This window comes from Enterobacter sp. H2G27 (genome assembly GCF_054403075.1).
The window spans coordinates 1,458,835-1,483,967 of the sequence record NZ_JBSVSI010000001.1; the positions used below are offsets into that span (position 1 = coordinate 1,458,835).

24 protein-coding genes are annotated in these 25,133 nt (G+C 56.3%); 20 read left to right on the plus strand and 4 right to left on the minus strand.

Annotated elements, in window-relative coordinates:
* Window positions 1-10 precede the first annotated feature (10 nt).
* The 15 genes from fabF (at window position 11) to ACW9E7_RS06950 (ending at window position 13,711) form a co-directional block, all read left to right on the plus strand.
* Entirely contained in the window at window positions 11-1,252 is a 1,242-nt protein-coding gene (gene fabF / locus ACW9E7_RS06880; RefSeq protein ID WP_458727462.1) for a beta-ketoacyl-ACP synthase II, read from the plus strand.
* 120 nt (window positions 1,253-1,372) lie between these two features.
* Window positions 1,373-2,182 carry an aminodeoxychorismate lyase gene (gene pabC / locus ACW9E7_RS06885; protein ID WP_458727463.1) on the plus strand — a complete coding sequence of 270 codons (810 nt, stop codon included), beginning with the start codon at window positions 1,373-1,375 and terminating at the stop codon, window positions 2,180-2,182.
* A gap of 2 nt (window positions 2,183-2,184) precedes the next feature.
* Entirely contained in the window at window positions 2,185-3,207 is a 1,023-nt protein-coding gene (yceG, locus tag ACW9E7_RS06890) for a cell division protein YceG (RefSeq protein ID WP_458727464.1), read from the plus strand.
* On the plus strand, window positions 3,197-3,838 hold the full coding sequence (gene tmk, locus ACW9E7_RS06895) for a dTMP kinase (protein WP_249575906.1): 642 nt from the start codon (window positions 3,197-3,199) through the stop codon (window positions 3,836-3,838). The genes yceG and tmk overlap by 11 nt, the downstream gene beginning before the upstream one ends.
* Complete coding sequence (gene holB, locus ACW9E7_RS06900; protein ID WP_458727465.1) at window positions 3,835-4,839, plus strand: DNA polymerase III subunit delta'; 1,005 nt, start codon at window positions 3,835-3,837, stop codon at window positions 4,837-4,839. The genes tmk and holB overlap by 4 nt, the downstream gene beginning before the upstream one ends.
* A gap of 10 nt (window positions 4,840-4,849) precedes the next feature.
* Complete coding sequence (locus ACW9E7_RS06905) at window positions 4,850-5,644, plus strand: metal-dependent hydrolase (RefSeq protein ID WP_458727466.1); 795 nt, start codon at window positions 4,850-4,852, stop codon at window positions 5,642-5,644.
* A 297-nt stretch (window positions 5,645-5,941) separates the two neighbouring features.
* The gene (ptsG, locus tag ACW9E7_RS06910) at window positions 5,942-7,375 is read left to right on the plus strand and encodes a PTS glucose transporter subunit IIBC (RefSeq protein ID WP_023311158.1); all 1,434 of its coding nucleotides are present in this window, start codon (window positions 5,942-5,944) and stop codon (window positions 7,373-7,375) included.
* Between the two features lie 247 nt (window positions 7,376-7,622).
* On the plus strand, window positions 7,623-7,982 hold the full coding sequence (hinT, locus tag ACW9E7_RS06915) for a purine nucleoside phosphoramidase (RefSeq protein WP_014069796.1): 360 nt from the start codon (window positions 7,623-7,625) through the stop codon (window positions 7,980-7,982).
* A 1-nt stretch (window position 7,983) separates the two neighbouring features.
* Window positions 7,984-8,358, plus strand: coding sequence for a YcfL family protein (locus ACW9E7_RS06920; RefSeq protein ID WP_111965547.1), 375 nt, complete (start codon window positions 7,984-7,986; stop codon window positions 8,356-8,358).
* Between the two features lie 13 nt (window positions 8,359-8,371).
* Window positions 8,372-9,016 carry a penicillin-binding protein activator LpoB gene (gene lpoB / locus ACW9E7_RS06925; protein ID WP_197737691.1) on the plus strand — a complete coding sequence of 215 codons (645 nt, stop codon included), beginning with the start codon at window positions 8,372-8,374 and terminating at the stop codon, window positions 9,014-9,016.
* Window positions 8,997-9,821, plus strand: a complete 825-nt coding sequence (gene thiK / locus ACW9E7_RS06930) for a thiamine kinase (protein WP_248173492.1) — start codon at window positions 8,997-8,999, stop codon at window positions 9,819-9,821. The genes lpoB and thiK overlap by 20 nt, the downstream gene beginning before the upstream one ends.
* Before the next feature lie 11 nt (window positions 9,822-9,832).
* Entirely contained in the window at window positions 9,833-10,858 is a 1,026-nt protein-coding gene (gene nagZ / locus ACW9E7_RS06935; RefSeq protein WP_143345713.1) for a beta-N-acetylhexosaminidase, read from the plus strand.
* Between the two features lie 34 nt (window positions 10,859-10,892).
* Window positions 10,893-11,435, plus strand: coding sequence for an alpha/beta hydrolase YcfP (gene ycfP, locus ACW9E7_RS06940; RefSeq protein WP_008500781.1), 543 nt, complete (start codon window positions 10,893-10,895; stop codon window positions 11,433-11,435).
* A 238-nt stretch (window positions 11,436-11,673) separates the two neighbouring features.
* On the plus strand, window positions 11,674-12,978 hold the full coding sequence (locus ACW9E7_RS06945; protein WP_127730402.1) for an NAD(P)/FAD-dependent oxidoreductase: 1,305 nt from the start codon (window positions 11,674-11,676) through the stop codon (window positions 12,976-12,978).
* 193 nt (window positions 12,979-13,171) lie between these two features.
* Window positions 13,172-13,711: a glycine zipper 2TM domain-containing protein gene (locus tag ACW9E7_RS06950; protein ID WP_008500779.1), complete on the plus strand. Its 540-nt coding sequence runs from the start codon at window positions 13,172-13,174 to the stop codon at window positions 13,709-13,711.
* A gap of 59 nt (window positions 13,712-13,770) precedes the next feature.
* Here ACW9E7_RS06950 and ACW9E7_RS06955 read toward each other — a convergent pair whose 3' ends face one another.
* Window positions 13,771-14,406: a TetR/AcrR family transcriptional regulator gene (locus tag ACW9E7_RS06955; RefSeq protein WP_024909039.1), complete on the minus strand. Its 636-nt coding sequence runs from the start codon at window positions 14,404-14,406 to the stop codon at window positions 13,771-13,773.
* A gap of 244 nt (window positions 14,407-14,650) precedes the next feature.
* Here ACW9E7_RS06955 and bhsA point away from each other — a divergent pair, with 244 nt between their 5' ends.
* Window positions 14,651-14,908 carry a multiple stress resistance protein BhsA gene (bhsA, locus tag ACW9E7_RS06960; RefSeq protein ID WP_023616599.1) on the plus strand — a complete coding sequence of 86 codons (258 nt, stop codon included), beginning with the start codon at window positions 14,651-14,653 and terminating at the stop codon, window positions 14,906-14,908.
* Window positions 14,909-14,983: 75 nt separating this feature from the next.
* Here bhsA and ldtC read toward each other — a convergent pair whose 3' ends face one another.
* The 3 genes from ldtC to ACW9E7_RS06975 form a co-directional block, all read right to left on the minus strand.
* Window positions 14,984-15,949, minus strand: a complete 966-nt coding sequence (gene ldtC / locus ACW9E7_RS06965) for a L,D-transpeptidase LdtC (RefSeq protein WP_111965550.1) — start codon at window positions 15,947-15,949, stop codon at window positions 14,984-14,986.
* 147 nt (window positions 15,950-16,096) lie between these two features.
* Window positions 16,097-19,543 (minus strand): transcription-repair coupling factor, encoded by a 3,447-nt coding sequence (mfd, locus tag ACW9E7_RS06970; RefSeq protein ID WP_458727467.1) that lies wholly within the window; start codon window positions 19,541-19,543, stop codon window positions 16,097-16,099.
* Window positions 19,544-19,692: 149 nt separating this feature from the next.
* The gene (locus ACW9E7_RS06975) at window positions 19,693-20,766 is read right to left on the minus strand and encodes an acyltransferase family protein (RefSeq protein ID WP_458727468.1); all 1,074 of its coding nucleotides are present in this window, start codon (window positions 20,764-20,766) and stop codon (window positions 19,693-19,695) included.
* Window positions 20,767-21,022: 256 nt separating this feature from the next.
* Between ACW9E7_RS06975 and lolC the strand changes: the two genes are divergently transcribed.
* The 4 genes from lolC to nagK are packed head-to-tail and all read left to right on the plus strand — an operon-like array spanning window position 21,023 to window position 25,125.
* Entirely contained in the window at window positions 21,023-22,222 is a 1,200-nt protein-coding gene (gene lolC, locus ACW9E7_RS06980; RefSeq protein ID WP_127730410.1) for a lipoprotein-releasing ABC transporter permease subunit LolC, read from the plus strand.
* Window positions 22,215-22,916, plus strand: coding sequence for a lipoprotein-releasing ABC transporter ATP-binding protein LolD (lolD, locus tag ACW9E7_RS06985; protein ID WP_008500772.1), 702 nt, complete (start codon window positions 22,215-22,217; stop codon window positions 22,914-22,916). Before lolC ends, lolD begins: the two co-directional genes overlap by 8 nt.
* Window positions 22,916-24,160: a lipoprotein-releasing ABC transporter permease subunit LolE gene (lolE, locus tag ACW9E7_RS06990; protein ID WP_458727469.1), complete on the plus strand. Its 1,245-nt coding sequence runs from the start codon at window positions 22,916-22,918 to the stop codon at window positions 24,158-24,160. Before lolD ends, lolE begins: the two co-directional genes overlap by 1 nt.
* 53 nt (window positions 24,161-24,213) lie before the next feature.
* The gene (gene nagK / locus ACW9E7_RS06995; protein ID WP_271367666.1) at window positions 24,214-25,125 is read left to right on the plus strand and encodes an N-acetylglucosamine kinase; all 912 of its coding nucleotides are present in this window, start codon (window positions 24,214-24,216) and stop codon (window positions 25,123-25,125) included.
* Window positions 25,126-25,133 lie beyond the last annotated feature (8 nt).

Here is a 25,133-nt window from a genome sequence, read left to right on the forward strand (position 1 = left end):
GAGGACAAACGTGTCTAAGCGTCGTGTAGTTGTGACCGGACTTGGCATGTTGTCTCCTGTCGGCAATACCGTAGAGTCCACCTGGAAAGCTCTCCTTGCCGGTCAGAGCGGCATCAGCCTAATCGACCATTTCGATACTAGCGCCTATGCAACGAAATTTGCTGGCTTAGTAAAGGATTTTAACTGTGAAGAGATCATCTCGCGTAAAGAACAGCGCAAGATGGATGCCTTCATTCAATATGGAATTGTCGCTGGCGTTCAGGCCATGCAGGATTCTGGCCTTGAGATTACGGAAGAGAACGCAACCCGTATCGGCGCCGCTATCGGCTCCGGGATTGGCGGCCTTGGCCTGATCGAGGAAAACCATACATCTCTGATGAATGGCGGCCCGCGTAAGATCAGCCCGTTCTTCGTTCCGTCCACGATTGTTAATATGGTGGCAGGTCACCTGACCATCATGTTCGGCCTGCGTGGGCCAAGCATTTCTATCGCGACCGCCTGTACGTCTGGCGTACATAACATCGGCCAGGCCGCGCGCATTATTGCGTACGGCGATGCAGATGCTATGGTTGCCGGCGGTGCTGAAAAAGCCAGTACCCCGCTGGGTGTTGGCGGTTTCGGCGCAGCCCGTGCGCTGTCTACCCGTAATGATAACCCGCAGGCGGCAAGCCGTCCGTGGGATAAAGACCGTGACGGCTTCGTGCTGGGCGACGGGGCGGGCATAATCGTACTGGAAGAGTACGAACACGCGAAAAAACGCGGTGCGAAAATTTATGCTGAAGTCGTTGGCTTTGGTATGAGCAGCGATGCGTACCACATGACGTCTCCTCCGGAGAACGGTGCAGGTGCTGCGCTGGCGATGGAAAACGCAATCCGTGATGCGGGTATTACCCCGGCTCAGATTGGCTATGTTAACGCGCACGGCACGTCTACTCCTGCAGGCGATAAAGCTGAAGCTCAGGCGGTTAAATCTATCTTCGGCGAGTCTGCCAGCCGCGTACTGGTGAGCTCCACGAAGTCCATGACCGGTCACCTGCTGGGCGCGGCGGGTGCAGTAGAGTCAATCTACTCCATCCTTGCGCTGCGCGATCAGGCTGTTCCGCCAACCATCAACCTGGATAACCCGGATGAAGGTTGCGATCTGGACTTCGTTCCTCACGAAGCGCGTCAGGTTAGCGGTATGGAGTACACCCTGTGTAACTCCTTCGGCTTCGGCGGCACCAACGGTTCTCTGATCTTCAAAAAGATCTGATCCTGACCTCCCGATAGCTTTTAAAAAGGTCCGCTTGCCGGGCCTTTTTTATTAAGGCTAATCTTCTTGTCGGCTGCATGACATCCTGCCAGACTAAACGCCCACGCATAAGGAGCCACCATGTTTTTAATCAATGGCCTTGAGCAGGACACGCTGCCTGCCAGCGACAGGGCGATACAGTTCGGTGATGGTTGCTTTACGACGGCGCGCATTCTGGATGGCGATGTCTGCCTGCTGGAGGCGCATATTCGACGCCTGCAGCATGGCTGTGAAAAGCTAATGATCCCTTTTACGCACTGGGACATGCTGCGTCAGGAAATGTGCCAGCTGGCTACGGGGAAGGACAGCGGGGTACTCAAAGTCATTATCAGCCGCGGCAGTGGTGGCCGGGGTTATAGCGCTGCATCGTGTCTCAACCCAACGCGAATCCTCTCCGTATCAGCTTATCCCGCGCATTACTCTCGCTGGCGAGAAGACGGCGTCACGCTGACGCTGAGCCCGGTGCGACTGGGACGAAACCCGATGCTGGCCGGGCTTAAGCATCTCAATCGCCTGGAGCAGGTGCTCATTCGTGCTCATCTTGAACAGACGGACGCCGATGAGGCGCTGGTTCTTGACAGCGAAGGGTTCATTACGGAATGCTGTGCGGCTAATTTATTCTGGCGGCAGGGGGGAGAAGTATTCACTCCTTCGCTGGAACACGCTGGCGTAAATGGGTTAATGCGTCAGTTTTGTCTGGAACAGCTGGCACGCTCTGACTTTCGCGTTGTCGAAGTTAGTGCAGGAGAAACCGCACTAAAGGCCGCAGATGAAGTCATCATCTGCAACGCGCTGATGCCTGTTGTACCCGTCCGTGCGTATGGTCAACAACCCTGGTCCTCGCGCGAGCTGTTTCAGTTTTTAGCCCCGATATGTGAGCAAATCAGATAGTCATGAAAAAAATGTTGCGCTTTGTCCTTATCCTCATCGTCGCGCTGGGCATCGCCGGCGGAGCAGGCGTATGGAAAGTTCGCCAGCTGGCGGACAGCAAGATCCTGGTTAAAGACGAAACGATCTTTACCCTGAAAGCGGGAACCGGCCGTCAGGCGCTTGGGGAACAGCTCTATGGCGACAAGATTATTAATCGTCCACGGGTATTCCAGTGGCTATTGCGCGTGGAGCCTGAGCTGTCACATTTCAAAGCCGGCACCTATCGCTTTACGCCAGGAATGACCGTCCGGGAGATGCTGCAGCTGCTGGAAAGCGGCAAAGAAGCCCAGTTCCCTCTGCGGTTTGTGGAAGGTATACGCCTGAGCGATTACCTTAAACAGCTTCGTGACGCGCCGTATATCAAACATACGTTAAAAGACGATAGCTATCAGACGGTGGCAGAAGCGCTGAAGCTTGAACATCCGGAATGGGTGGAAGGCTGGTTCTGGCCAGACACCTGGATGTACACGGCAGGCACGACCGATGTGGCCATCCTTAAGCGGGCGCACAAAAAAATGGTCGCCGCAGTGGATGCCGCCTGGCAGGGGCGAATGGAAGGATTGCCTTACAGCGATCAGAACCAGTTCGTGACCATGGCCTCGATCATTGAGAAAGAGACCGCCGTTGCCGCCGAGCGCGATCGGGTGGCGTCGGTATTTATCAACCGTCTGCGTATCGGCATGCGTCTGCAAACCGATCCTACCGTTATCTACGGCATGGGCGAGAGCTATGCCGGCAAGATCTCAAGAAAAGATCTGGAGACGCCAACGGCGTATAATACCTACGTGATTAGCGGTTTACCGCCGGGCCCGATTGCCACGCCGAGCGAGGCGTCGCTAAAAGCAGCCGCGCATCCGGCTAAAACACCGTATCTCTATTTTGTGGCTGATGGAAAAGGGGGGCATACCTTTAACACCAACCTTGCCAGCCACAATCGCTCTGTTCAGGACTATCTGAAGGCACTTAAGGAAAAAAATGCGCAGTAAATACATAGTCATTGAGGGACTCGAAGGGGCGGGTAAAACCACTGCCCGCAACGTGGTAGTGGATACGCTCAAATCACTTGGCGTGGTGGACATGGTATTTACCCGCGAGCCGGGCGGCACGCAGCTGGCTGAAAAGCTTCGCAGCCTGGTGCTGGATATCAAATCCGTCGGCGACGAAGTTATCACTGACAAAGCCGAAGTGCTGATGTTCTACGCGGCGCGCGTGCAGCTGGTTGAGACGGTGATCAAACCCGCCCTGGCCGAGGGTAAGTGGGTGATCGGTGACCGCCACGATCTGTCGACTCAGGCGTATCAGGGCGGCGGACGCGGCATCGACCAGACCATGCTGGCAACGCTGCGTAATGCCGTACTGGGAGATTTTCGCCCCGACCTGACGCTCTATCTGGATGTAACGCCTGAAGTGGGTCTCAAGCGTGCCCGTGCGCGCGGCGAGCTGGACCGCATAGAACAAGAGTCGTTTGATTTCTTTAACCGCACCCGTGCGCGCTATCTTGAACTGGCCGCGCAGGACAGCTCAATTTGTACTATCGATGCGACGCAGTCCCTGGACGACGTCACGCGTGACATCCAGCAAACCGTGACGCAGTGGGTGCAGGAGCAGAAGGCATGAAATGGTATCCATGGTTGCGCCCGCACTTTGAACAGCTGATCGGCAGCTATCAGGCGGGGCGGGGGCATCATGCGTTACTGATTCAGGCATTGCCGGGAATGGGCGATGACGCGTTGATTTATGCCATCACCCGTTTTCTGATGTGCCAGCAGCCGGAAGGGCATAAGAGCTGTGGCAAATGCCGTGGCTGCCAGCTGATGCAGGCGGGTACACATCCTGACTACTACACCCTTGAGCCTGAGAAGGGTAAAAGCGCGTTGGGTATCGATGCCGTGCGGGAAGTCAGTGAAAAATTGTATGAACACGCGCGGCTGGGCGGCGCTAAAGTGGTCTGGCTTAAAGACGCCACGCAGCTGACCGAGGCGGCCGCTAATGCCCTGCTGAAAACCCTGGAAGAGCCGCCGTTAAAAACGTGGTTTTTCCTCTCGTGCCGCGACCCGGGAAGATTACTGGCGACGCTGCGTAGCCGCTGTCGTCTTCATCACCTTGCGGTTCCTCAGGAATCGTGGGCGCTGAGCTGGCTGGAACGAGAGGTGACAACGTCACCTGAGAGCGCGCTGTCCGCCTTGCGCCTGAGCAGCGGCGCGCCTGCGGCGGCGCTGGCATTACTGCAGCCTGACGTCTGGTCAGAGCGAGAAACGCTCTGCCGTACCATCGAAACGGCACTGAATAACCACGACTGGCTAGGTTTACTGCCTGCGCTTAACAGCGAGCGGGCCGTTGATCGGCTGCACTGGCTGGCCTCCTTGCTGCTGGATGCGCTCAAAATCCAGCGAGGGGCAACGCTTCTAACCAATCCGGACGCGTGGCCGCTGGTGAATACGCTGGCGAACCGCCTCTCAGGGACGGTTCTTCACGCTATGCTTCATGAAATTTGCCAAAGCCGTGAACAGCTTTTAACCGTGACGGGGCTTAATCGCGAGCTTTTACTGACCGACCAGTTACTGCGTATCGAACATTACCTGCAACCCGGCGTCACACCGCCTGTTTCCCATCTCTGAGAGAGACATTATGTTTTTAGTCGACTCACACTGCCATCTTGATGGCCTGGATTATCAATCCCTGCATAAAAACGTGGATGACGTGCTGGAAAAAGCCGCTGCCCGCGATGTGAAATTTTGCCTTGCGGTGGCGACGACGCTGCCGGGCTATCGCTCCATGCGTGAGCTGGTTGGCGTTCGTGATAACGTGGTGTTCTCCTGCGGCGTGCACCCGCTGAATCAGGACGAGGCCTACGACGTTGAGGATCTTCGCCGCCTGGCAGCAGAAGAGGGCGTGGTGGCGATGGGCGAAACCGGGCTGGACTATTTTTACACGCCGGAAACCAAATCTCGCCAGCAGGAGTCCTTCCGCAACCATATTCGCATTGGCCGTGAACTGAATAAGCCGGTTATCGTCCACACCCGCAATGCACGTGCGGATACGCTGGCGATCCTCCGGGAAGAAAACGTGACGGATTGCGGTGGCGTACTACACTGTTTCACAGAAGACAGAGAAACGGCGGGTAAGCTGCTTGATTTAGGCTTTTATATCTCGTTTTCGGGGATCGTGACGTTCCGTAACGCTGAGCAGCTGCGTGATGCTGCACGTTATGTTCCGCTCGATCGCATTCTGGTGGAGACAGATTCTCCGTACCTGGCACCGGTACCGCATCGCGGTAAAGAGAACCAGCCCGCTATGACGAGAGATGTGGCTGAGTACATGGCCGTTCTGAAGGGCGTCAGCATCGATGAGCTGGCCCGCGTGACGACGGAAAACTTCTCCGCGCTGTTCCATATTGACCCCGCCCGCCTGCAATCTGTCTGATACACCTGTTTTTTTTAGGCTCGTAATTAATAAGTAAAGCGAGTAAAGTTCACCGCCTCATTTGGGGCGGTGAGGGTGTTTTTAGACACATCCGGACATGCTTTTTGTAAATAACTGAAAGTTTTTCGACCGCCTTAAGCTGAAACGTGATAGCCGTCAAACAAACTCAGAGGGAATTATTTTACTCTGTGTAATAAATAAAGGGCGCTTAGATGTCCTGTCCACGGCACGGTACTCCCCCCGGGCCAATGCGTGAAAGCGTAAAAAAAGCACAAATACTCAGGAGCACTCTCAATTATGTTTAAGAATGCATTTGCTAACCTGCAAAAGGTCGGTAAATCGCTGATGCTGCCAGTATCCGTACTGCCTATCGCAGGTATCCTGCTGGGTGTCGGTTCTGCTAACTTCAGCTGGCTGCCAGCCGTAGTGTCCCACGTGATGGCCGAAGCAGGCGGTTCTGTCTTTGCTAACATGCCACTGATCTTCGCGATCGGTGTGGCTCTGGGCTTCACCAATAACGACGGCGTTTCTGCGCTGGCTGCAGTGGTTGCCTACGGCATCATGGTGAAAACCATGGCTGTTGTTGCGCCGCTGGTTCTGCATTTACCGGCAGAAGAGATCGCCGCGAAACACCTGGCAGACACCGGTGTTCTGGGCGGTATCATCTCCGGTGCGATTGCAGCGTATATGTTTAACCGCTTCTATCGCATCAAGCTGCCTGAGTATCTGGGCTTCTTTGCGGGCAAGCGTTTCGTTCCGATCATTTCTGGTCTGGCAGCGATTTTCACTGGCGTGATCCTGTCCTTCATCTGGCCACCAATCGGCTCTGCTATCCAGACCTTCTCTCAGTGGGCTGCTTACCAGAACCCGGTTGTGGCGTTTGGTATCTACGGCTTCATCGAGCGTTGTCTGGTGCCATTCGGTCTGCACCACATCTGGAACGTTCCTTTCCAGATGCAGATTGGTGAATTCACCAACGCGGCAGGCCAGGTATTCCACGGCGATATCCCACGTTACATGGCGGGCGACCCAACTGCAGGTAAACTGTCTGGTGGCTTCCTGTTCAAAATGTACGGTCTGCCAGCAGCGGCGATTGCTATCTGGCACTCTGCTAAGCCAGAGAACCGTGCAAAAGTGGGCGGTATTATGATCTCCGCAGCGCTGACCTCGTTCCTGACCGGTATCACCGAGCCGATCGAGTTCTCCTTCATGTTCGTTGCGCCGATCCTGTACGTTATCCACGCGATTCTGGCGGGCCTGGCGTTCCCAATCTGTATCCTGCTGGGTATGCGTGACGGTACGTCCTTCTCTCACGGCCTGATCGACTTCATCGTTCTGTCCGGTAACAGCAGCAAACTGTGGCTGTTCCCTATCGTGGGTGCGTGCTATGCCGTTGTTTACTACACCATCTTCCGCGTGCTGATTAAAGCACTGGACCTGAAAACTCCGGGTCGTGAAGATGCGACAGAAGACAGCAAAGCTGGCGCTACCAGCGAAATGGCTCCGGCACTGGTCGCAGCGTTCGGCGGTAAAGAGAACATCACTAACCTGGACGCGTGCATCACTCGTCTGCGTGTGAGCGTTGCCGACGTAGCGAAAGTAGACCAGCCGGGTCTGAAAAAACTGGGCGCAGCGGGCGTAGTTGTTGCAGGTTCTGGTGTACAGGCAATCTTCGGTACCAAATCCGATAACCTGAAAACCGAAATGGATGAGTACATCCGCAGCAACTAAGTTGTGACCTGGGGAGACTAAGGCAGCCGAATGGCTGCCTTTTTTATTTGTGTCTTAAAAAACGCCACTGAGGCACAAGAGCGGTCACTCTTCAGTCAGCTGATGAACATTCAGGAAAGAAATCGAGGGAGGAGGTTGAAAGGACAGGAGAAACTCGCTCATACTCTTGCATTGTGTCACACACCGATCCCGGGAGTGTGTTTACAGCGGACGCATTGCGCCAGATTAAACAAAAAAGGAAAAGGTCATGGCTGAAGAAACGATTTTCAGTAAAATTATCCGCCGCGAAATTCCGTCGGATATCGTCTATCAGGATGAACTAGTGACGGCTTTCCGGGACATTTCCCCTCAGGCCCCGACGCACATCCTTATTATTCCCAATATTCTGATTCCGACTGTAAACGACGTAAAAACCGAGCATGAAGTGGCGTTAGGTCGTATGCTGACGGTGGCCGCGAAAATCGCTGAACAGGAAGGCATTGCACAAGACGGTTATCGTCTGATCATGAACTGCAACCGTCACGGTGGCCAGGAAGTTTATCATATTCACATGCATCTGCTGGGTGGTCGTCCTCTGGGACCGATGCTGGCACATAAAGGTCTTTGACATGCTTAAAGGGCGTATTGCAGCGCTGATAATGACGATGATGATTGTGGGGTGCAGCTCGCGCCCGGCGATCCCCGTGAATGATGAACAGACGCTGGTCATGGAATCCTCCGTGCTTGCCGCGGGCATCACGGCGCAACAGCCCGCGTTGACTATCAGTGAAATCAACTCATCTGCCTCCTCTACGCTCTTTAATGAAAGACATGAGCCCGTGACGGTCCACTACCGTTTTTTCTGGTATGACGTAAGAGGTCTTGAAATGCATCCGCTGGAGGCGCCTCGCAGCGTCACCATTCCGGCCAGGTCGTCGGTAACGCTCTATGGCAGCGCCAACTATCTGGGTGCACATAAGGTGAGACTTTATCTTTATCTCTGAGGGGTGAACCTTGATTAAAAATTTGAGCCGCTATGCGCTCGTGACAGCTTTCGCTCTGTTCCTGGCAGGGTGTGTGACCCGAACTGAACAGCCAGCGCCTGTGGAAGAGGCGAAACCGGGCACTGAACAGCCGACGCCGCCAACGCAGCAGCAGCCAACCGTGCCGTCTGTGCCGTCTATTCCGTCACAGCCAGGCCCGATTGAACATCCGGACCAGACGTCACAACCCACGCCGCGCGTGCGTCATTACGACTGGAACGGCGCAATGCAGCCCATGGTCGGCAAAATGCTGCAGGCACAGGGCGTGACGGCAGGTAGCGTGTTGCTGGTTGATAGCGTGAACAACCGTACCAACGGTTCGCTGAATGCGGGTGAAGCGACGGAAACTCTGCGCAATGCCCTGGCAAACAACGGTAAGTTTACGCTGGTCTCGGCTCAACAGCTCGCTGTAGCCAAACAGCAGCTGGGCCTTTCGCCGCAGGATAGCCTCGGTACCCGCAGCAAGGCGATCGGTATTGCCCGTAACGTTGGCGCACAGTATGTGCTTTACTCTAACGCCACCGGTAACGTGAATACACCAGCCCTGCAGATGCAGCTGATGCTGGTTCAGACAGGCGAAATTATCTGGTCAGGTAAAGGTGCGGTTACGCAACAATGACAGCACGCGTGAAGAGATTCTGACGCGCTATTTTCCTCAGTACCGCCTTATCGCGCCGCAGGCCCATTCCGGGCTTGGCGGCGCGAGTTGCATTATAGCGCAGGGCGAACAACGTCTGGTCTTGCGGCAAAACCATGACCCCGATGCGCCTGCCTCCCATTTCCGTCGTCAGTTTCGCGCCCTGAGGCGTCTACCGTCAGATCTCGTGCCTGCCCCTCGTTTTTTCAGACAGGGCTGGATGGCCGTCGACTATCTGGAAGGTGATGTTAAAAGCGCGCTGCCGGACACGCCTGTGCTCGCGGCGATGCTGTATCATCTGCACCAGCAGCCACGTCTGGGATGGCGAATTACGTTATTCCCGCTGCTTGAACACTACTGGCAGCAGGCCCTGCCTGACAGGCGCACCCCAATGTGGCTGGCGCATCTCAAGCGGCTGCATAAAACGGGCGAGCCGCAGCCGATACGGCTCTCGCCGCTGCACATGGATGTTCATGCCGGAAATATTGTGCATACGTCAGCGGGCATTAGGCTTATCGACTGGGAATATGCCGGAGATGGCGATGTCGCGCTGGAGCTGGCGGCCGTCTGGACGGAGAGTGAAGCCGCGCGGCAAATGCTCATCATGGACTACGCCCAGGTGGCACACATTAACGCCGACGCGCTGAAGCGTCAGGTTAAACGCTGGCGGCCCTGGGTCGTCATGTTAATGGCTGGCTGGTTTGAAATGCGCTATCGGCAGTCCAGAGACAAACAATTTATTGCGCTGGCAGACGATGCCTGGCGTCAGTTACAAACTAAAGGATAAGAGAGGTGGATGTGGGTCCAGTCATGTTGGATGTAGAAGGGTTTGAGCTGGATGCGGAGGAGCGTGAAATTCTGGCGCATCCGCTGGTGGGGGGGCTTATCCTGTTTACCCGCAACTATCACGATCCGGCGCAGCTGCGTGAGCTGGTGCGTCAGATCCGCGCCGCGTCGCGCAACCATCTGGTGGTCGCCGTCGATCAGGAAGGCGGACGCGTGCAGCGTTTTCGCGAAGGGTTTACCCGCCTGCCGGCAGCCCAGTCTTTTGCCGCGCTGCTCGGCACGGAAGAGGGCGGGAAACTGGCGCAGGAGGCTGGCTGGCTGATGGCCAGTGAAATGATTGCCATGGATATCGACATCAGTTTTGCCCCGGTTCTGGACGTGGGGCATATCAGTGCCGCCATTGGCGAGCGCTCGTACCATGACGATCCGCGCATTGCGCTTGCCATGGCGACCTGGTTCATCGACGGAATGCACGATGCCGGGATGAAAACCACCGGGAAACACTTCCCGGGCCACGGGGCGGTCACGGCGGACTCGCATAAAGAGACCCCGCGCGATCCGCGCCCGGAAGCGGAGATCCGCGCCAAAGATATGTCGGTGTTCAGGTCGCTTATCACCGACAACAAGCTTGATGCCATCATGCCTGCGCACGTGATTTATAGCGACGTTGACCCGCGTCCTGCCAGCGGCTCTCCGCACTGGCTGAAAACCGTTTTGCGTCAGGAACTGGGCTTCAATGGCGTGATCTTCTCTGACGATTTATCGATGGAAGGGGCGGCGATTATGGGCAGCTACGCTGAACGTGGTCAGGCGTCGCTGGATGCAGGTTGCGATATGATCCTGGTCTGCAATAATCGTAAAGGTGCCGTTAGCGTGCTGGATAACCTGTCGCCGATCAAAGCTGAGCGTGTTACACAATTGTATCATAAAGGTTCATTTAGCCGTCAGGAGCTGATGGATTCGGCGCGCTGGAAGACGGTCAACGCCCGGCTTGAAGACCTGAATGAGCGCTGGCAGGCACATAAAGCCAGCCTGTAAACCCTCCCGGAAGGCGTAGCGTGGTGAGAAGACGATGATCATCTATTTACACGGTTTTGACTCAAACAGCCCTGGTAATCATGAGAAGGTGCTGCAGCTGCAGTTTATCGATCCGGATGTACGGTTGATCAGCTACAGCACGCGCCATCCGAAGCACGATATGCAGCATCTGCTCAAAGAGGTGGACAAGATGTTGCAGCTCAACGTCGACGATCGCCCGTTGATCTGCGGCGTGGGGCTGGGCGGCTACTGGGCGGAGCGCATTGGCTTCCTGTGCGACATCCGTCAGGTGGTATTCAATCCTAACCTGTTCCCGAACGAGAACATGGAAGGCAAAATTGACCGCCCGGAAGAGTATGTCGATATTGCGACCAAGTGCGTGAGCAATTTTCGTGAGAAAAACCGTGACCGCTGTCTGGTGATCCTGTCGCGTAACGATGAGGCGCTCAACAGCCACCGGGCGGCAGAGCTGCTGCATCATTATTACGAAATTGTCTGGGACGAAGAACAGACCCACAAGTTCAAAAACATCTCCCCGCACCTGCAGCGTATCAAAGCATTTAAAACGCTGGGTTAATTCCTTGCCTGCAGGCGTCGAAGCCCGGCCGTGAAAGCGTGCCGGGCTTTCTTTTTGACCAGAATTGTCTACTTTTAAGCCATCAAAACTTGATGCATATCAATTTTGGTATGACCAATGCGCCTGACGTGGTATTCTCAATGCACCTGAATGGTTTCAGTGCTGTAACCTGTTGTTAATTAAGGGTTATTTTTATAACCTTTAATTAACAATTGGTTAATAATTTGAGGGGGTCACGTTGACTACGCCATTGAAAAAGATAGTGATTGTAGGCGGTGGTGCTGGCGGGCTGGAGCTGGCGACACAGTTGGGTAAGAAGCTGGGTCGCGGTAAAAAAGCCAAAATCACGCTCGTGGATCGTAACCACAGCCACCTGTGGAAACCGCTGCTGCACGAAGTGGCGACCGGCTCTCTGGATGAGGGCGTGGACGCGCTCAGCTATCTGGCGCACGCGCGCAACCACCATTTCCAGTTCCAGCTGGGCTCGGTGGTGGACATCAACCGTGAAAGCAAAACCATCACTCTGGCAGAGCTGCGCGATGAAAAAGGGGAGCTGCTGGTTCCCGAGCGTAAATTGGCGTATGACACGCTGGTCATGGCGCTGGGCAGTACCTCCAACGACTTCAACACGCCGGGCGTGAAAGAACACTGTATCTTCCTCGATAACCCGCACCAGGCGCGTCGTTTCCATCAGGAAATGCTGAACCTGTTCCTGAAGTACACCAGCAATATGGGTGCGAACGGTAAGGTGAATATCGCCATTGTCGGCGGCGGTGCGACGGGCGTTGAGCTGTCTGCGGAGCTGCACAATGCGGTGAAGCAGCTGCACAGCTACGGTTATAAAGGATTAACGAATGAAGCGCTGAACGTCACGCTGGTCGAAGCCGGTGAACGCATTCTGCCCGCGCTGCCTCCGCGTATTTCCGGTGCGGCGCACAATGAACTCACCAAGCTGGGCGTGCGGGTGTTGACGCAGACCATGGTGACCAGCGCCGACGAAGGCGGCCTGCACACCAAAGACGGCGAGTATATCAAAGCGGATCTGATGGTCTGGGCGGCCGGCATCAAAGCGCCTGACTTTATGAAAGATATCGGCGGCCTGGAAACCAACCGCATCAATCAGCTGGTGACGGAGCCGACGCTGCAAACCACGCGTGACCCTGAAATCTTTGCTATCGGTGACTGCGCCTCCTGCGCGCGTCCTGAAGGTGGATTTGTGCCGCCGCGCGCGCAGGCCGCTCACCAGATGGCAAGCCTGGTCCTGCACAACATTCTGGCGCAGTACAAAGGCAAGCCAATGAAAGCCTATGTCTACAAAGACCATGGTTCTCTGGTGTCTCTGTCAAACTTCTCTACCGTCGGCAGCCTGATGGGTAACCTGATGCGCGGCTCGATGATGGTAGAAGGGCGCATTGCCCGCTTCGTGTATATCTCCCTGTATCGTATGCACCAGATTGCGCTGCACGGCTATTTCAAAACCGGGCTGATGATGCTGGTCGGCAGAATCAACCGCGTGATCCGTCCGCGTCTGAAGCTGCACTAATCTTTCACTCCCTCCGGGCTCTCCGGAGGGAGTTTTTAGCATTTCATGCTGTAGATCACAGATTGAGTGCATAAGAGTTCTCCTAAATACAATATATCTCCTCTGAACACCCCTTTTTTGATCCTTTATCTGATTGGCGAAGCCGTGCCTCCATTGCAAAATTGTTACCAATAGCAACAAAGGAGGAAGTCCCGTGAATAAATCAATGTTGGCGGGTATAGGGATTGGCGTCGCGGCTGCGTTAGGTGTGGCTGCCGTTGCCAGTCTCAACGTATTAGATCGCGGCCCGCAGTATGCGCAGGTGGTTTCTGCTACACCGATTAAAGAAACGGTAAAAACGCCTCGTCAGGAGTGCCGTAACGTCTCCGTGACGCATCGTCGTCCGGTGCAGGATGAAAACCGTATCGCCGGTTCTGTTCTGGGCGCGGTAGCGGGTGGCGTGATTGGTCACCAGTTCGGCGGCGGCCGGGGTAAAGATGTGGCGACCGTGGTCGGCGCGCTGGGTGGCGGCTATGCCGGTAACCAGGTGCAGGGCGCGATGCAGGATAACGATACCTACACCACGACTCAGCAGCGCTGCAAAACCGTCTATGACAAGTCGGAAAAAATGCTGGGCTATGACGTGACGTACAAAATTGGCGATCAGCAGGGCAAAATCCGCATGGATAAAGACCCGGGCACGCAAATTCCACTGGATGGAAATGGCCAGCTGGTTCTGAATAACAAAGTGTAAAAAAGATGTTCTCTGAATTTAGCTCCTCATGCGCTCAGGCTGAGGAGCTTTTTTTTGCTTCAGATTTTCAGTAGCTCAGGCCACAGCCGCAGCGTGGTTTCGCTTATATTCTGCAGTTTTTCCAGCGTAGCCCCTTCACGGGCGCTGATCGACATCCCCTGCAAAATACAGCTCAGGTATTGCGCCAGCAGCTGTGGGTTGCACTGGGCAGGGATTTCACCGCGCTGCTGGCGCTGAGCCAGAAATGCGCTAAGCGTCTCCTCCTGCATGGCATGCCGCGATTTCACCGTATTGGCAATCTCTTTAGAGGACGCCGCCAGGGTGGCAGAGGTATTAATCATAAAGCAGCCCGCAGGCGTCTCTTTACTGGTGAAGCAGGTCGCGACGGCGGTGAAATAATCCCGAAGCGCCTGTTCGACGCTTTTCTCTTCACAAAACAGCTGGGCTTCGTGTTTCGCCGCAAAGCGCGAAATGTATCTGTCCAGCACCGCCCTGAACAGCCCCTCTTTATTGGTAAATTCGGCATACAGCGTCGGCGCTTTTGCTCCGGTAGCTTCTACCAGATCGGAAAGCGAGGTTGCTTCATACCCATGTTGCCAGAAGAGAGTCATGGCCTTATCAAGCGCTGCATCCCTGTCAAACACTTTTGGTCGGCCACGGCTTTTCTTCGCACAACTCGTGACGTCGGTTGTCATGTGCCGTTGGTCCTCTGTTGGTTTGTTGAATGACCATTATAAAAATAAACGCAAGTCACCACCAGCGCTGAATGCTTAAAAATAAATTAATCATATGAGTATGAAAAATAACGACTTTAAAATTAAGTTAACGACCATTATAAAATTGTGTTGACGCGTGATGTGGATCACATTTATGATTTACATATCGATCGTTAACTAAATGATTAACGACCTCCAAATTCATCTGCTAAAGGTAAACATCATGAAAAACGTAAAAACCCTCATCGCTGCCGCTGTTCTGAGTTCACTCTCTTTCGCAAGCTTTGCTGCTGTACAGGTGCAATCCACCCCTGCTGACCAGCATAAAGTCGGGACGATCTCTGCCTCTGCCGGGACTAACCTGGGTTCCCTGGAAGATCAGCTGGCGCAAAAAGCGCAAGAGATGGGCGCAAAATCTTACCGCATCACCTCTGTGACCGGTCCTAACACCCTGCACGGCACCGCCGTCATCTACAAATAAGCCGGGCATAAACCCTCATTTATGCCACTGCAATAGAAAACGCCCTGCTGAGCAGGGCGTTTTTTTATTTCTGATTTACATCGACTGCTGGGCAACATCGTGATGCCGGGTGACATCGGTCGGCATGCCTGAGCGGGCCTCCATTGCGCGCTCCATCACCTCGCTGTTGGTATTCGCATTCGTTTTGAAGCTTACCATCGCGGCATTCAGGTTAATGGGCAGCGTCTGCGGATCGTCGCCAATGTTTTTCGATAGCGGCTGATGAATTTCAACCAGCCGCACTCCGCCCGGCTCCTCAGAAACCTTAATCGGCGTATTGATAATATTCACTTTGGTACCCGGCGTAACGACGTTAAACAGCGTTTTGATATCGTCATCGCGCAGACGAATGCAGCCGGAGCTGACGCGCATGCCGATGCCAAAGTCCGCATTCGTTCCGTGCAGCAGGTAAACGCCGCCGTAGGCCGCCAGACGGATTGCGTGGTGACCCATCGGGTTATCCGGGCCTGCTGGCACCACGGCCGGAAGATCGATGCCCTGAGCTTTATAACGGGCACGAATATTGGCCGTCGGGGTCCAGGTTGGATTCGCGCGTTTATCCGAGACGGTTGTGACCATCGTCGGCGTCAGGGTGTCGCCGCCCAGCTGACCAATACCAATCGGGTAGACGGTCACCTCATTTTTACCCGGCGGATAATAGTACAGGCGTAGCTCCGCCAGGTTTATCACGATCCCCTCACGCGGGGCGTCCGGAAGGATAGTCTGTAACGGGATTGTCAATACGCTGCCCGCGCGCGGGACGTACGGGTCGACGCCGGGGTTCGCCTGCAGCAGAGCCAGAAAACCGACGTTATATTTTTTGGCAATGGCTTCCAGCGAACCGCCATTATTTTCAACCACATGAAAGCGGTTTTCACCCACCACCTTGCTGCCGGGCGGAGGAAGGGGCCAGGTATTTGCGCGAGCGGGAAGCGCCACCGCGACGGTGGCTGCCAGCGCAATCAGGGTTAACCAGCGAGTAAAACGCGAAGAGGTCATCATCACCATAATCCATGCAAATGATAAGGTTATTGTTTTATAAGGCGTTAACGATAATTATGGCGAATGGGTGTGTCGGGAAGATCGGGTGAAGTGCAAAGAGTTTGTAAATTGTCCCCCGTTAGCGCTGGGCTAACGGGGGAAGGGAGGTCAGGTGATCGCGTTCTCTTCCAGCTGGCGCATAAAGTTACGCACCCAGTCCATGCGGGTTTTGCGCTCCGTCAGCTCCTGGGTAAATTTCAGACGCGTTGGGCCATCCAGACGGAAATGCTGCGGCTGTTTTTGCAGCAGGCCGATCAGCCACATCGGGTTGACGTGGTTCTTCTCCGCGAACTCAATCACGCCGCCTTTTTCGTTGCCTTCGAGCTTACGAATGCCCAGCTTCTGCGCCTGCTGGCGCAGGCGCGCGATATCCAGCAGATTTCGCGCCGCATCGGGCAGCAGACCAAAGCGGTCGATCAGCTCAACCTTAATCTCTTCCAGCTCGTTTTCCGTCTTCGCGCTGGCAATGCGCTTGTAGAACGACAGGCGGGTATTCACATCCGGAATGAAATCATCCGGCAGCAGGGAAGGCATACGCAGCTCGACCTCGGTCTGCTGGCTGGTGAGATCTTCCAGCGACGGCTCGCGTCCGGCCTTCAGGGCATCAACCGCGTTCTCCAGCAGCTCCATATAGAGCGAGAAGCCGATGGTCTCCATGGAGCCGCTTTGGTCCTCACCCAGCAGCTCGCCGGCGCCGCGGATCTCGAGATCGTGCGTGGCCAGCGCGAAGCCTGCGCCGAGGTCTTCCAGCGAGGCGATGGCTTCCAGACGCTTCTGCGCGTCGGTGGTCATCGCTTTCGGATGCGGCGTCAGCAGCCAGGCGTAGGCCTGATGGTGCGAACGCCCGACGCGGCCGCGCAGCTGGTGAAGCTGCGCCAGACCAAAGTGATCCGCGCGTTCAATAATGATGGTGTTCGCCGTCGGAATGTCGATCCCCGTTTCGATGATGGTGGTGCACACCAGCACGTTAAAGCGCTGGTGGTGGAAGTCGTTCATCACCCGTTCCAGCTCGCGCTCGCGCATCTGCCCGTGACCGATAGCAATGCGCGCTTCCGGCACCAGCTCCGCCAGCCTGTCCGCCGCTTTCTGGATGTTTTCCACGTCGTTGTACAGGTAATAGACCTGACCCCCGCGCAGCACTTCACGCAGTATTGCCTCACGCACAACCAGATTATCGTACTCACGGACGAAGGTTTTCACCGCCAGACGGCGCGCCGGCGGCGTGGCAATAATTGACAGATCGCGCATGCCGCTCATCGCCATGTTCAGGGTTCGCGGGATCGGCGTTGCTGTCAGGGTCAGGATGTCGACGTCGGCGCGCATCGCTTTGATGCGCTCTTTATGGCGCACCCCGAAGCGATGCTCTTCGTCGACGATCAGCAGCCCCAGATCTTTCCACTTCACGTCGCTTTGCAGCAGCTTGTGGGTGCCGATTAGAATATCGATTTTGCCTTCGCTTGCCTGTTCGAGGATCTGCGTCTGTTCTTTGGTGCTGCGAAAACGCGACAGCATCTCGATGCGTACCGGCCAGTTGGCAAAGCGGTCGCGGAAGTTGTCGAAGTGCTGCTGAGCGAGCAGGGTGGTCGGCACCAGCACTGCCACCTGCTTGTTGTTTTCCACCGCAAGGAAGGCGGCGCGCATCGCCACTTCGGTTTTACCGAAGCCGACGTCGCCGCACACTAAACGGTCCATTGCCAGCGGCTGGCACATGTCGCTCAGCACGGCGTTAATAGCCTGAGCCTGATCCGGCGTGGTTTCAAACGGGAAGCTGTCGCAGAACAGTTGATACTGTTCCTTATCATGCTTAAAGGCGAAGCCCTCTTTGGCCGCGCGCTGGGCGTAGATATCCAGCAGCTCGGCGGCCACGTCACGCACTTTTTCCGCGGCCTTCTGGCGCGCGCGCGCCCAGGCGTCGCCGCCCAGCTTATGCAGCGGCGCGTTCTCTTCGGCACCGCCCGCGTAGCGGCTGATCAGATGCAGGGACGACACCGGAACATACAGTTTGGCGTCGTTCGCGTAGGTCAGCATCAGGTATTCACCTTTAATGCCGCCCGCTTCCAGCGTGGTCATCCCCTGATAGCGCCCAACGCCATGCTCCAGGTGCACAATCGGCTGGCCCGGATGCAGCTCGGCCAGGTTGCGGATCAGCGTGTCCGGGTTGATGGTTCGACGGCTGTCCTGACGGCGGCGCGCGACGCGCTCGCCCAGCAGGTCGCTTTCGCAAATCAGCGCCAGGTTGTTGAGCGTGTCGATAAAACCGTGCTCGGCGGCGCCAATCATCAGGTAACGACCGTTTCCGGTCGCTTCGCTCAGGCGCAGGATGCGCTTCGGCGCCACCTTGATGCGTCCCAGCAGCTCACCCAAAGCTTCGCGGCGGCCTTCACTCTCAACGGAGAACACCACCGGGCCGGTAAAGGACTCCAGGAACTTGCGCAGATTATCCAGCGGGGATTTCTGCTGCGCCTGGACGGCCAGGTCCGGCAGCGTCCGGAAGGCGAGGTTGGTGTTGGCGGCCTTGTCGGCAAGCGAATCGGTTTTCAGCTGCATGCGCGGCCAGCGCTTCAGCTCGGCGTTGAGCTCGTCGGTACGCAGCCACAGCGCTTCCGGCGGCAGCAGCGGACGCATCGGGTCAACGCCCCGGTTTTCAAAGCGGGCGCGGGTTTCGCTTTCAAAGCGGCTGGCGCTGGCGTCGATATCGCCGGTGTTAACAATCAGCGTATTCGCCGGGAAGTAGCTGAACAGGGCAGGCAGCGGCTCGTTAAAGAATAGCGGCTGCCAGTATTCGATCCCGGCAGGCAGCGTGCCTTTGCTGACCTGCTGATAAATATGTTCCGCGTCGCGCTTCACCTCGAACCTATCGCGCCACTGGCTGCGGAACAGTTCGATAGCGGTTTTGTCCGTGGGGAACTCATGCGCAGGCAGTAAATTGATGGACTCCACTTCCTCCAGCGTGCGCTGCGTGTCGGCGTCAAAGACGCGCAGGCTGTCGATTTCATCATCAAAGAAGTCAAGACGATACGGCTGGTCGCTGCCCATCGGGTAAAGGTCGAGCAGCGCGCCGCGGGTCGCGTATTCCCCATGTTCCATGACCTGATCGACGTGGCGATAGCCGGCCCCGTCAAGCTGCGCCCGCAGGGCATCACGGGACAGGCGCTGGCCCTTTTTCATCACCAGCGCGTGGCCGTGCAGGTAGCTGTGCGGACAGACGCGCTGCATCAGGGTGTTCACCGGTACAATCAGCACGCCGCGCTGCATGGTCGGAAGCTGGTAGAGCGTCGACAGGCGCGAGGAGATGATCTCCTGATGCGGAGAGAAGCTGTCATAGGGCAGCGTTTCCCAGTCGGCCAGGCTGAACACCAGATTATCGGTGAACTGGCGAATTTCATCGTGCAGGCGCAGGGCGTTTTGCATATCCGGGGCAACCAGGATCACCGGCCCTTGATGACGCTCGGCGATTTCCGCCACCAGCGTGGCGCACGCCGCGCCCGTGAGTTCACCCAGCTGGCGCTGGTCGCCCGCTTTGACAGGCAAGGAATAACGATAGTGTTCAGGCATGGCTATGTCAGAGTCTCTTATGGATATACCAACAGTATTGGGGCATATCACTGATACGCAATGTCTTTATTATCCTCGATCGTTTTGCATAAGCAAATCGTAACCGCACGGCAGGGCTAAACGCCCCCGTAGCGGGGGCGGAGAGGGCATTAACGCGTTGAGGGGGACAGGGTCAGCGTAGACGGAGGAGAGAAGAAAACGTCGCCAAACAGCGCGGTGGAAATTTTACGCACCCCGAGTCCAGCCAGGGTACAGATCAGCAGGCTGGCAAACGGGTAGACCAGAATTAAGGTGAGTTCAGCCCAGACCGGCCAGTAAGCGGCATTCATCTCGCCAATCAGGAACAGGCTGAAGGCCTCAATTAAGATGCGGTGGGTGGTATAAATCGCAATGGTATTGGAGCCAATCACGTTCAACAGGTTGTCAGGGTGAACGGCATAGCGCTGCTCAAAGCTGTAGAATAGCTTCATGATCAGCACAATCGACAGCAATGAGAGCAGCAGCGGAACGTTAGCAAACCACAGCACCACGGAGACGGCGGCGAAAGCGACGGTTGCCAGCGAGAGGCGGCGCAGGCTGACGCTTTTCATCCACGCCATCAGCGTCGCGCCATACCACGCCCCGAGACTGTAGTAGATCATGTTGCGGACCACGCTGTTCATTCCCCACCACGGCAGCGGCAGGAAGTTGATCGCGATGCTTGCCAGCGCCAGCAGCCCCAGCATCGGCAGCTTCCAGCGGCTCAGCAGTTTACACAGCGTGAAGTACACTACCAGGGCATACAGATACCACAGGCTGGTGCTGGCAGTGAGCATCCCCAGCACAAATCCTGAGAACGAGTCGGCGTAGGCCGCGTTCGACGAGGTGGCAAGCTCGCGATCGGGGGCCAGCCAGGCATTCAGGTGGGTCAGCGCCTGCCATTGCAGAATCCCCCACAGCGCCAGGACCCAGACAATGCTCCAGATTCGCTTGTCGAGACTGGTTCGCCAGTCCACCTCGTCAATATAACGACGGATCAGATAGCCGGAGATAAAGAAAAAGACAGGCATACGGAAGGGGGCAAGATAGAGATTAAAATAGACCCAGCATTTGGCGAGAAGGCCGGAGAGCGGGTGTTGCAGCCCGATCAGATGCGGATAAAACGTGATAACCGAATGATAGATAACCACCAGGCAGATACACAGCCCTTTTATCTGGTTAATCCATAATGCTTTTTGCTTCATTGTTCGCAACTACCTTATTGCCATAGACGAACGAGCAATTGTTGTTAAACGAAACCGTGCTGTAATGGGTAACAGTCTGTATCAGGAGGTTTTTCGGAAAAGGTGGAGGTTATGAGGTGCGGTTTCAGATATTAGTATCCTGATTTATCTGAATTTTTTGGAAAAATGATTACCAAAGCTTACGGTTTCAGTCATTTACGCTTAACGGATTCGCTTATATACTCGTGGGTCTGCTATCAGCAAACAGACGGACTTCATGTATCAACCTGTCGCACTCTTCATAGGCTTACGCTACATGCGTGGGCGCGCCGCGGACCGCTTCGGTCGCTTTGTCTCCTGGCTATCGACTATTGGCATTACGCTTGGCGTGATGGCTCTGGTGACGGTGCTTTCCGTCATGAATGGCTTTGAGCGCGAGCTGCAAAACAACATCCTGGGGCTGATGCCGCAGGCCGTACTCTCATCCACTAACGGCTCGGTTAACCCGCAGCAGCTGCCGGAAAGCGCGGCGAAGTTACAGGGCGTCACGCGCGTAGCGCCGTTGACCACCGGCGACGTGGTGCTGCAAAGCGCCCGCAGCGTGGCGGTCGGCGTGATGCTGGGTATCGACCCGACGCAAAACGATCCGCTGACGCCGTATCTCGTTAACGTGAAGCAGACCGACCTGGAAGCCGGGAAATACAACGTGATTCTGGGCGAGCAGCTTGCCGGACAGCTTGGCGTCAACCGTGGCGATCAGCTGCGCGTAATGGTCCCTTCTGCCAGCCAGTTTACGCCGATGGGGCGCCTGCCAAGCCAGCGTCTGTTTAACGTGATTGGTACTTTTGCTGCCAACAGCGAAGTCGATGGCTACCAGATGCTGGTTAACATTCAGGACGCGTCACGCCTGATGCGCTACCCGGCAGGAAATATCACCGGCTGGCGACTGTGGCTCGACGCGCCGCTGAAGGTCGATACTCTCAGCCAGCAAAAACTGCCGGACGGCACCAAATGGCAGGACTGGCGCGAGCGTAAAGGCGAGCTGTTCCAGGCCGTGCGGATGGAGAAAAACATGATGGGGCTGCTGCTGAGCCTGATCGTCGCCGTGGCGGCATTTAACATCATCACCTCGCTGGGTCTGATGGTGATGGAGAAGCAGGGCGAGGTTGCTATCCTGCAAACCCAGGGGCTCACGCCGCGCCAGATCATGGCGGTGTTTATGGTGCAGGGCGCCAGCGCCGGTATCATCGGCGCGCTGCTCGGGGCGGTGCTGGGTGCGCTGCTTGCCAGTCAGCTTAATAACTTAATGCCGATCATCGGCGCCCTGCTCGACGGCGCGGCGCTGCCGGTGGCTATCGAGCCGCTGCAGGTGGTCGGTATTGCGCTGGCCGCGATGGCCATTGCGCTGCTTTCTACGCTTTATCCTTCCTGGCGCGCCGCCGCCACTCAACCCGCTGAGGCTTTACGTTATGAATAAGATCCTGTTGCAATGCGACAACCTGTCCAAACGCTATCAGGAAGGCACTGTGCAAACCGACGTGCTGCACAATGTGAGCTTCAGCGTGGGCGAAGGCGAGATGATGGCGATTGTCGGCAGCTCCGGCTCGGGCAAAAGTACGCTGCTGCATCTGCTGGGCGGGCTGGATACCCCAACCAACGGCGACGTGATTTTCTCCGGCCAGCCGATGAGCAAAATGTCCTCGGCGGCGAAGGCCGAGCTGCGCAACCGCGAGCTGGGCTTTATCTACCAGTTTCACCATCTGCTGCCGGACTTCACGGCGCTGGAAAACGTCGCGATGCCGCTGCTGATTGGCAAAAAGAAACCGGCAGAGATTAACGCTCGCGCCAGCGATATGCTCAAAGCGGTAGGGCTGGGGCATCGCGGTAACCACCGTCCGTCGGAGCTCTCCGGCGGCGAGCGCCAGCGCGTGGCGATTGCCCGTGCGCTGGTCAACAACCCGCGTCTGGTGCTGGCGGATGAGCCCACCGGTAACCTGGACGCCCGCAATGCGGACAGTATTTTCCAGCTTCTGGGCGAGCTGAACGCTTCGCAGGGCACCGCGTTTCTGGTGGTGACCCACGATCTGCAGCTGGCAAAACGCATGGGACGTCAGCTTGAGATGCGCGACGGCCATCTGAACGCGGAACTGACCCTGATGGGAGCAGAGTAATGGCGTCACCGTTATCATTACTCATCGGTTTACGTTTTAGCCGCGGCCGCCGTCGCGGCGGCATGGTGTCGCTGATCTCCGTCATCTCGACCATCGGTATTGCGCTGGGCGTGGCGGTGCTGATTGTCGGCTTAAGCGCGATGAACGGTTTTGAGAGGGAGCTGGATAACCGCATTCTGGCGGTGGTGCCGCACGGGGAGATCGAGCCGGTTAACCAGCCGTGGACGAACTGGAGCGATGCGCTCACCAAAGTTGAAAAAGTGCCGGGCATCGCCGCGGCCGCGCCCTACATTAACTTTACCGGGCTGGTGGAAAGCGGGGTAAACCTGCGCGCCATTCAGGTGAAAGGGGTCAACCCGGCACAGGAAGCGCGTCTCAGCGCGCTGCCAAACTATGTGCAGAACGGCGCGTGGGCCAACTTCAGGGCGGGCGAGCAGCAGATCATCATGGGTAAAGGCGTTGCTGATGCCCTGAAGGTGAAGCAGGGCGACTGGGTGTCAATCATGATCCCCAACGCCAGCGCCGATCACAAACTGCAGCAGCCAAAACGCGTGCGCCTGCACGTTACCGGTATTCTTCAGCTGAGCGGCCAGCTTGACCACAGCTTTGCGATGGTGCCGATGGAGGATGCGCGCCAGTATCTCGACATGGGCGACAGCGTGACGGGCATTGCGATTAAGGTGAACGACGTCTTTAACGCCAACAAACTGGTGCGCGACGCGGGCAGCGTGACCAATAACTATGTCTACATCAAAAGCTGGATCGGCACTTACGGGTATATGTACCGTGATATCCAGATGATCCGCGCCATTATGTATCTGGCGATGGTGCTGGTGATTGGCGTCGCGTGCTTTAATATCGTCTCGACGCTGGTCATGGCGGTCAAGGACAAGAGCGGCGACATCGCCGTGCTGCGTACCCTCGGAGCAAAAGACGGTCTTATTCGCGCCATCTTCGTCTGGTACGGTTTGCTGGCGGGTCTGTTCGGTAGCCTGTGCGGCGTGGTGATTGGCGTGGTGGTTTCCCTGCAGCTGACGCCGATTATCAACGGTATTGAAAAGCTTATTGGTCACCAGTTCCTGTCGGGTGATATCTATTTTATTGACTTCCTGCCGTCTGAACTGCACTGGCTGGATGTTTTTTATGTGCTGCTTACAGCACTTTTACTGAGTCTGCTGGCAAGCTGGTATCCGGCGCGTCGCGCAAGCCGAATTGATCCGGCGAGGGTATTAAGTGGCCAGTAATTACGTCATGATCTAGCGGCTTTCGGGTCGCCAGATCGAAAGAGGAATGCGTTATGTATTATGGATTTGATATTGGCGGCACCAAGATTGCGCTCGGCGTGTTTGATAAAAACCTCAAACTGCAGTGGGAAACCCGTGTTCCTACGCCGCGCGAAAGTTATGACGAATTTTTAACCGCCATTGCCGCGCTGGTGGCTCAGGCGGATGAACGCTTTGGGGTCAAAGGCAGCGTCGGCATTGGCATTCCGGGCATGCCCGAAACCGACGACGGTACGCTGTACGCGGCCAACGTGCCTGCCGCCAGCGGTAAACCGCTGCGTGCCGATCTCTCAGCTCTCCTTGAACGCGACGTGCGTTTAGACAACGATGCCAACTGCTTCGCGCTCTCTGAAGCCTGGGATGATGAATTCCGTCAATATTCTCTGGTGATGGGGCTGATCCTCGGTACCGGCGTCGGCGGAGGAATCGTCATCAACGGTAAGCCCATCACCGGCCGCAGCTACATTACCGGCGAGTTTGGCCATATCCGCCTGCCGGTGGACGCGCTGGAAGTGGTGGGGCGTGATTTCCCGCTGACACGCTGCGGCTGCGGGCAGCACGGCTGTATTGAGAACTACCTGTCAGGCCGCGGGTTTGCATGGCTTTACGAACACTTCTATCATCAGAAACTTGAGGCCCCTCAAATCATTACCCTGTGGGAGCAAGGGGATGCGCAGGCGCGTGAGCACGTCGAGCGCTACCTGGATCTGCTGGCGGTGTGTCTGGGAAATATTCTCACCATCGTCGACCCGGATCTGCTGGTGATCGGGGGAGGGCTTTCAAACTTTACCGCGATTACGGAACGGTTGTCCGGGCGTTTGCCCCGACATTTATTGCCGGTTGCCCGCGTGCCGCGTATTGAACGCGCGCGACACGGGGACGCAGGAGGCATGCGCGGAGCCGCATTCCTTCATCTCACCGATTAGTTTACGAG

Bases quoted from the DNA above. Each gene is read 5' to 3' on its own strand.
- ptsG (WP_023311158.1), top strand. From the start codon at position 5,942: ATGTTTAAGAATGCATTTGCTAACCTGCAAAAGGTCGGTAAATCGCTG.
- yceG (WP_458727464.1), top strand. From the start codon at position 2,185: ATGAAAAAAATGTTGCGCTTTGTCCTTATCCTCATCGTCGCGCTGGGC.
- lolD (WP_008500772.1), top strand. From the start codon at position 22,215: ATGAATAAGATCCTGTTGCAATGCGACAACCTGTCCAAACGCTATCAG.
- hinT (WP_014069796.1), top strand. From the start codon at position 7,623: ATGGCTGAAGAAACGATTTTCAGTAAAATTATCCGCCGCGAAATTCCG.
- bhsA (WP_023616599.1), top strand. From the start codon at position 14,651: ATGAAAAACGTAAAAACCCTCATCGCTGCCGCTGTTCTGAGTTCACTC.
- ACW9E7_RS06975 (WP_458727468.1), bottom strand. From the start codon at position 20,766: ATGAAGCAAAAAGCATTATGGATTAACCAGATAAAAGGGCTGTGTATC.
- ycfP (WP_008500781.1), top strand. From the start codon at position 10,893: ATGATCATCTATTTACACGGTTTTGACTCAAACAGCCCTGGTAATCAT.
- tmk (WP_249575906.1), top strand. From the start codon at position 3,197: ATGCGCAGTAAATACATAGTCATTGAGGGACTCGAAGGGGCGGGTAAA.
- mfd (WP_458727467.1), bottom strand. From the start codon at position 19,543: ATGCCTGAACACTATCGTTATTCCTTGCCTGTCAAAGCGGGCGACCAG.
- lolE (WP_458727469.1), top strand. From the start codon at position 22,916: ATGGCGTCACCGTTATCATTACTCATCGGTTTACGTTTTAGCCGCGGC.
- holB (WP_458727465.1), top strand. From the start codon at position 3,835: ATGAAATGGTATCCATGGTTGCGCCCGCACTTTGAACAGCTGATCGGC.
- ACW9E7_RS06955 (WP_024909039.1), bottom strand. From the start codon at position 14,406: ATGACAACCGACGTCACGAGTTGTGCGAAGAAAAGCCGTGGCCGACCA.
- pabC (WP_458727463.1), top strand. From the start codon at position 1,373: ATGTTTTTAATCAATGGCCTTGAGCAGGACACGCTGCCTGCCAGCGAC.
- ACW9E7_RS06905 (WP_458727466.1), top strand. From the start codon at position 4,850: ATGTTTTTAGTCGACTCACACTGCCATCTTGATGGCCTGGATTATCAA.
- lolC (WP_127730410.1), top strand. From the start codon at position 21,023: ATGTATCAACCTGTCGCACTCTTCATAGGCTTACGCTACATGCGTGGG.
- nagK (WP_271367666.1), top strand. From the start codon at position 24,214: ATGTATTATGGATTTGATATTGGCGGCACCAAGATTGCGCTCGGCGTG.
- ldtC (WP_111965550.1), bottom strand. From the start codon at position 15,949: ATGATGACCTCTTCGCGTTTTACTCGCTGGTTAACCCTGATTGCGCTG.
- ACW9E7_RS06920 (WP_111965547.1), top strand. From the start codon at position 7,984: ATGCTTAAAGGGCGTATTGCAGCGCTGATAATGACGATGATGATTGTG.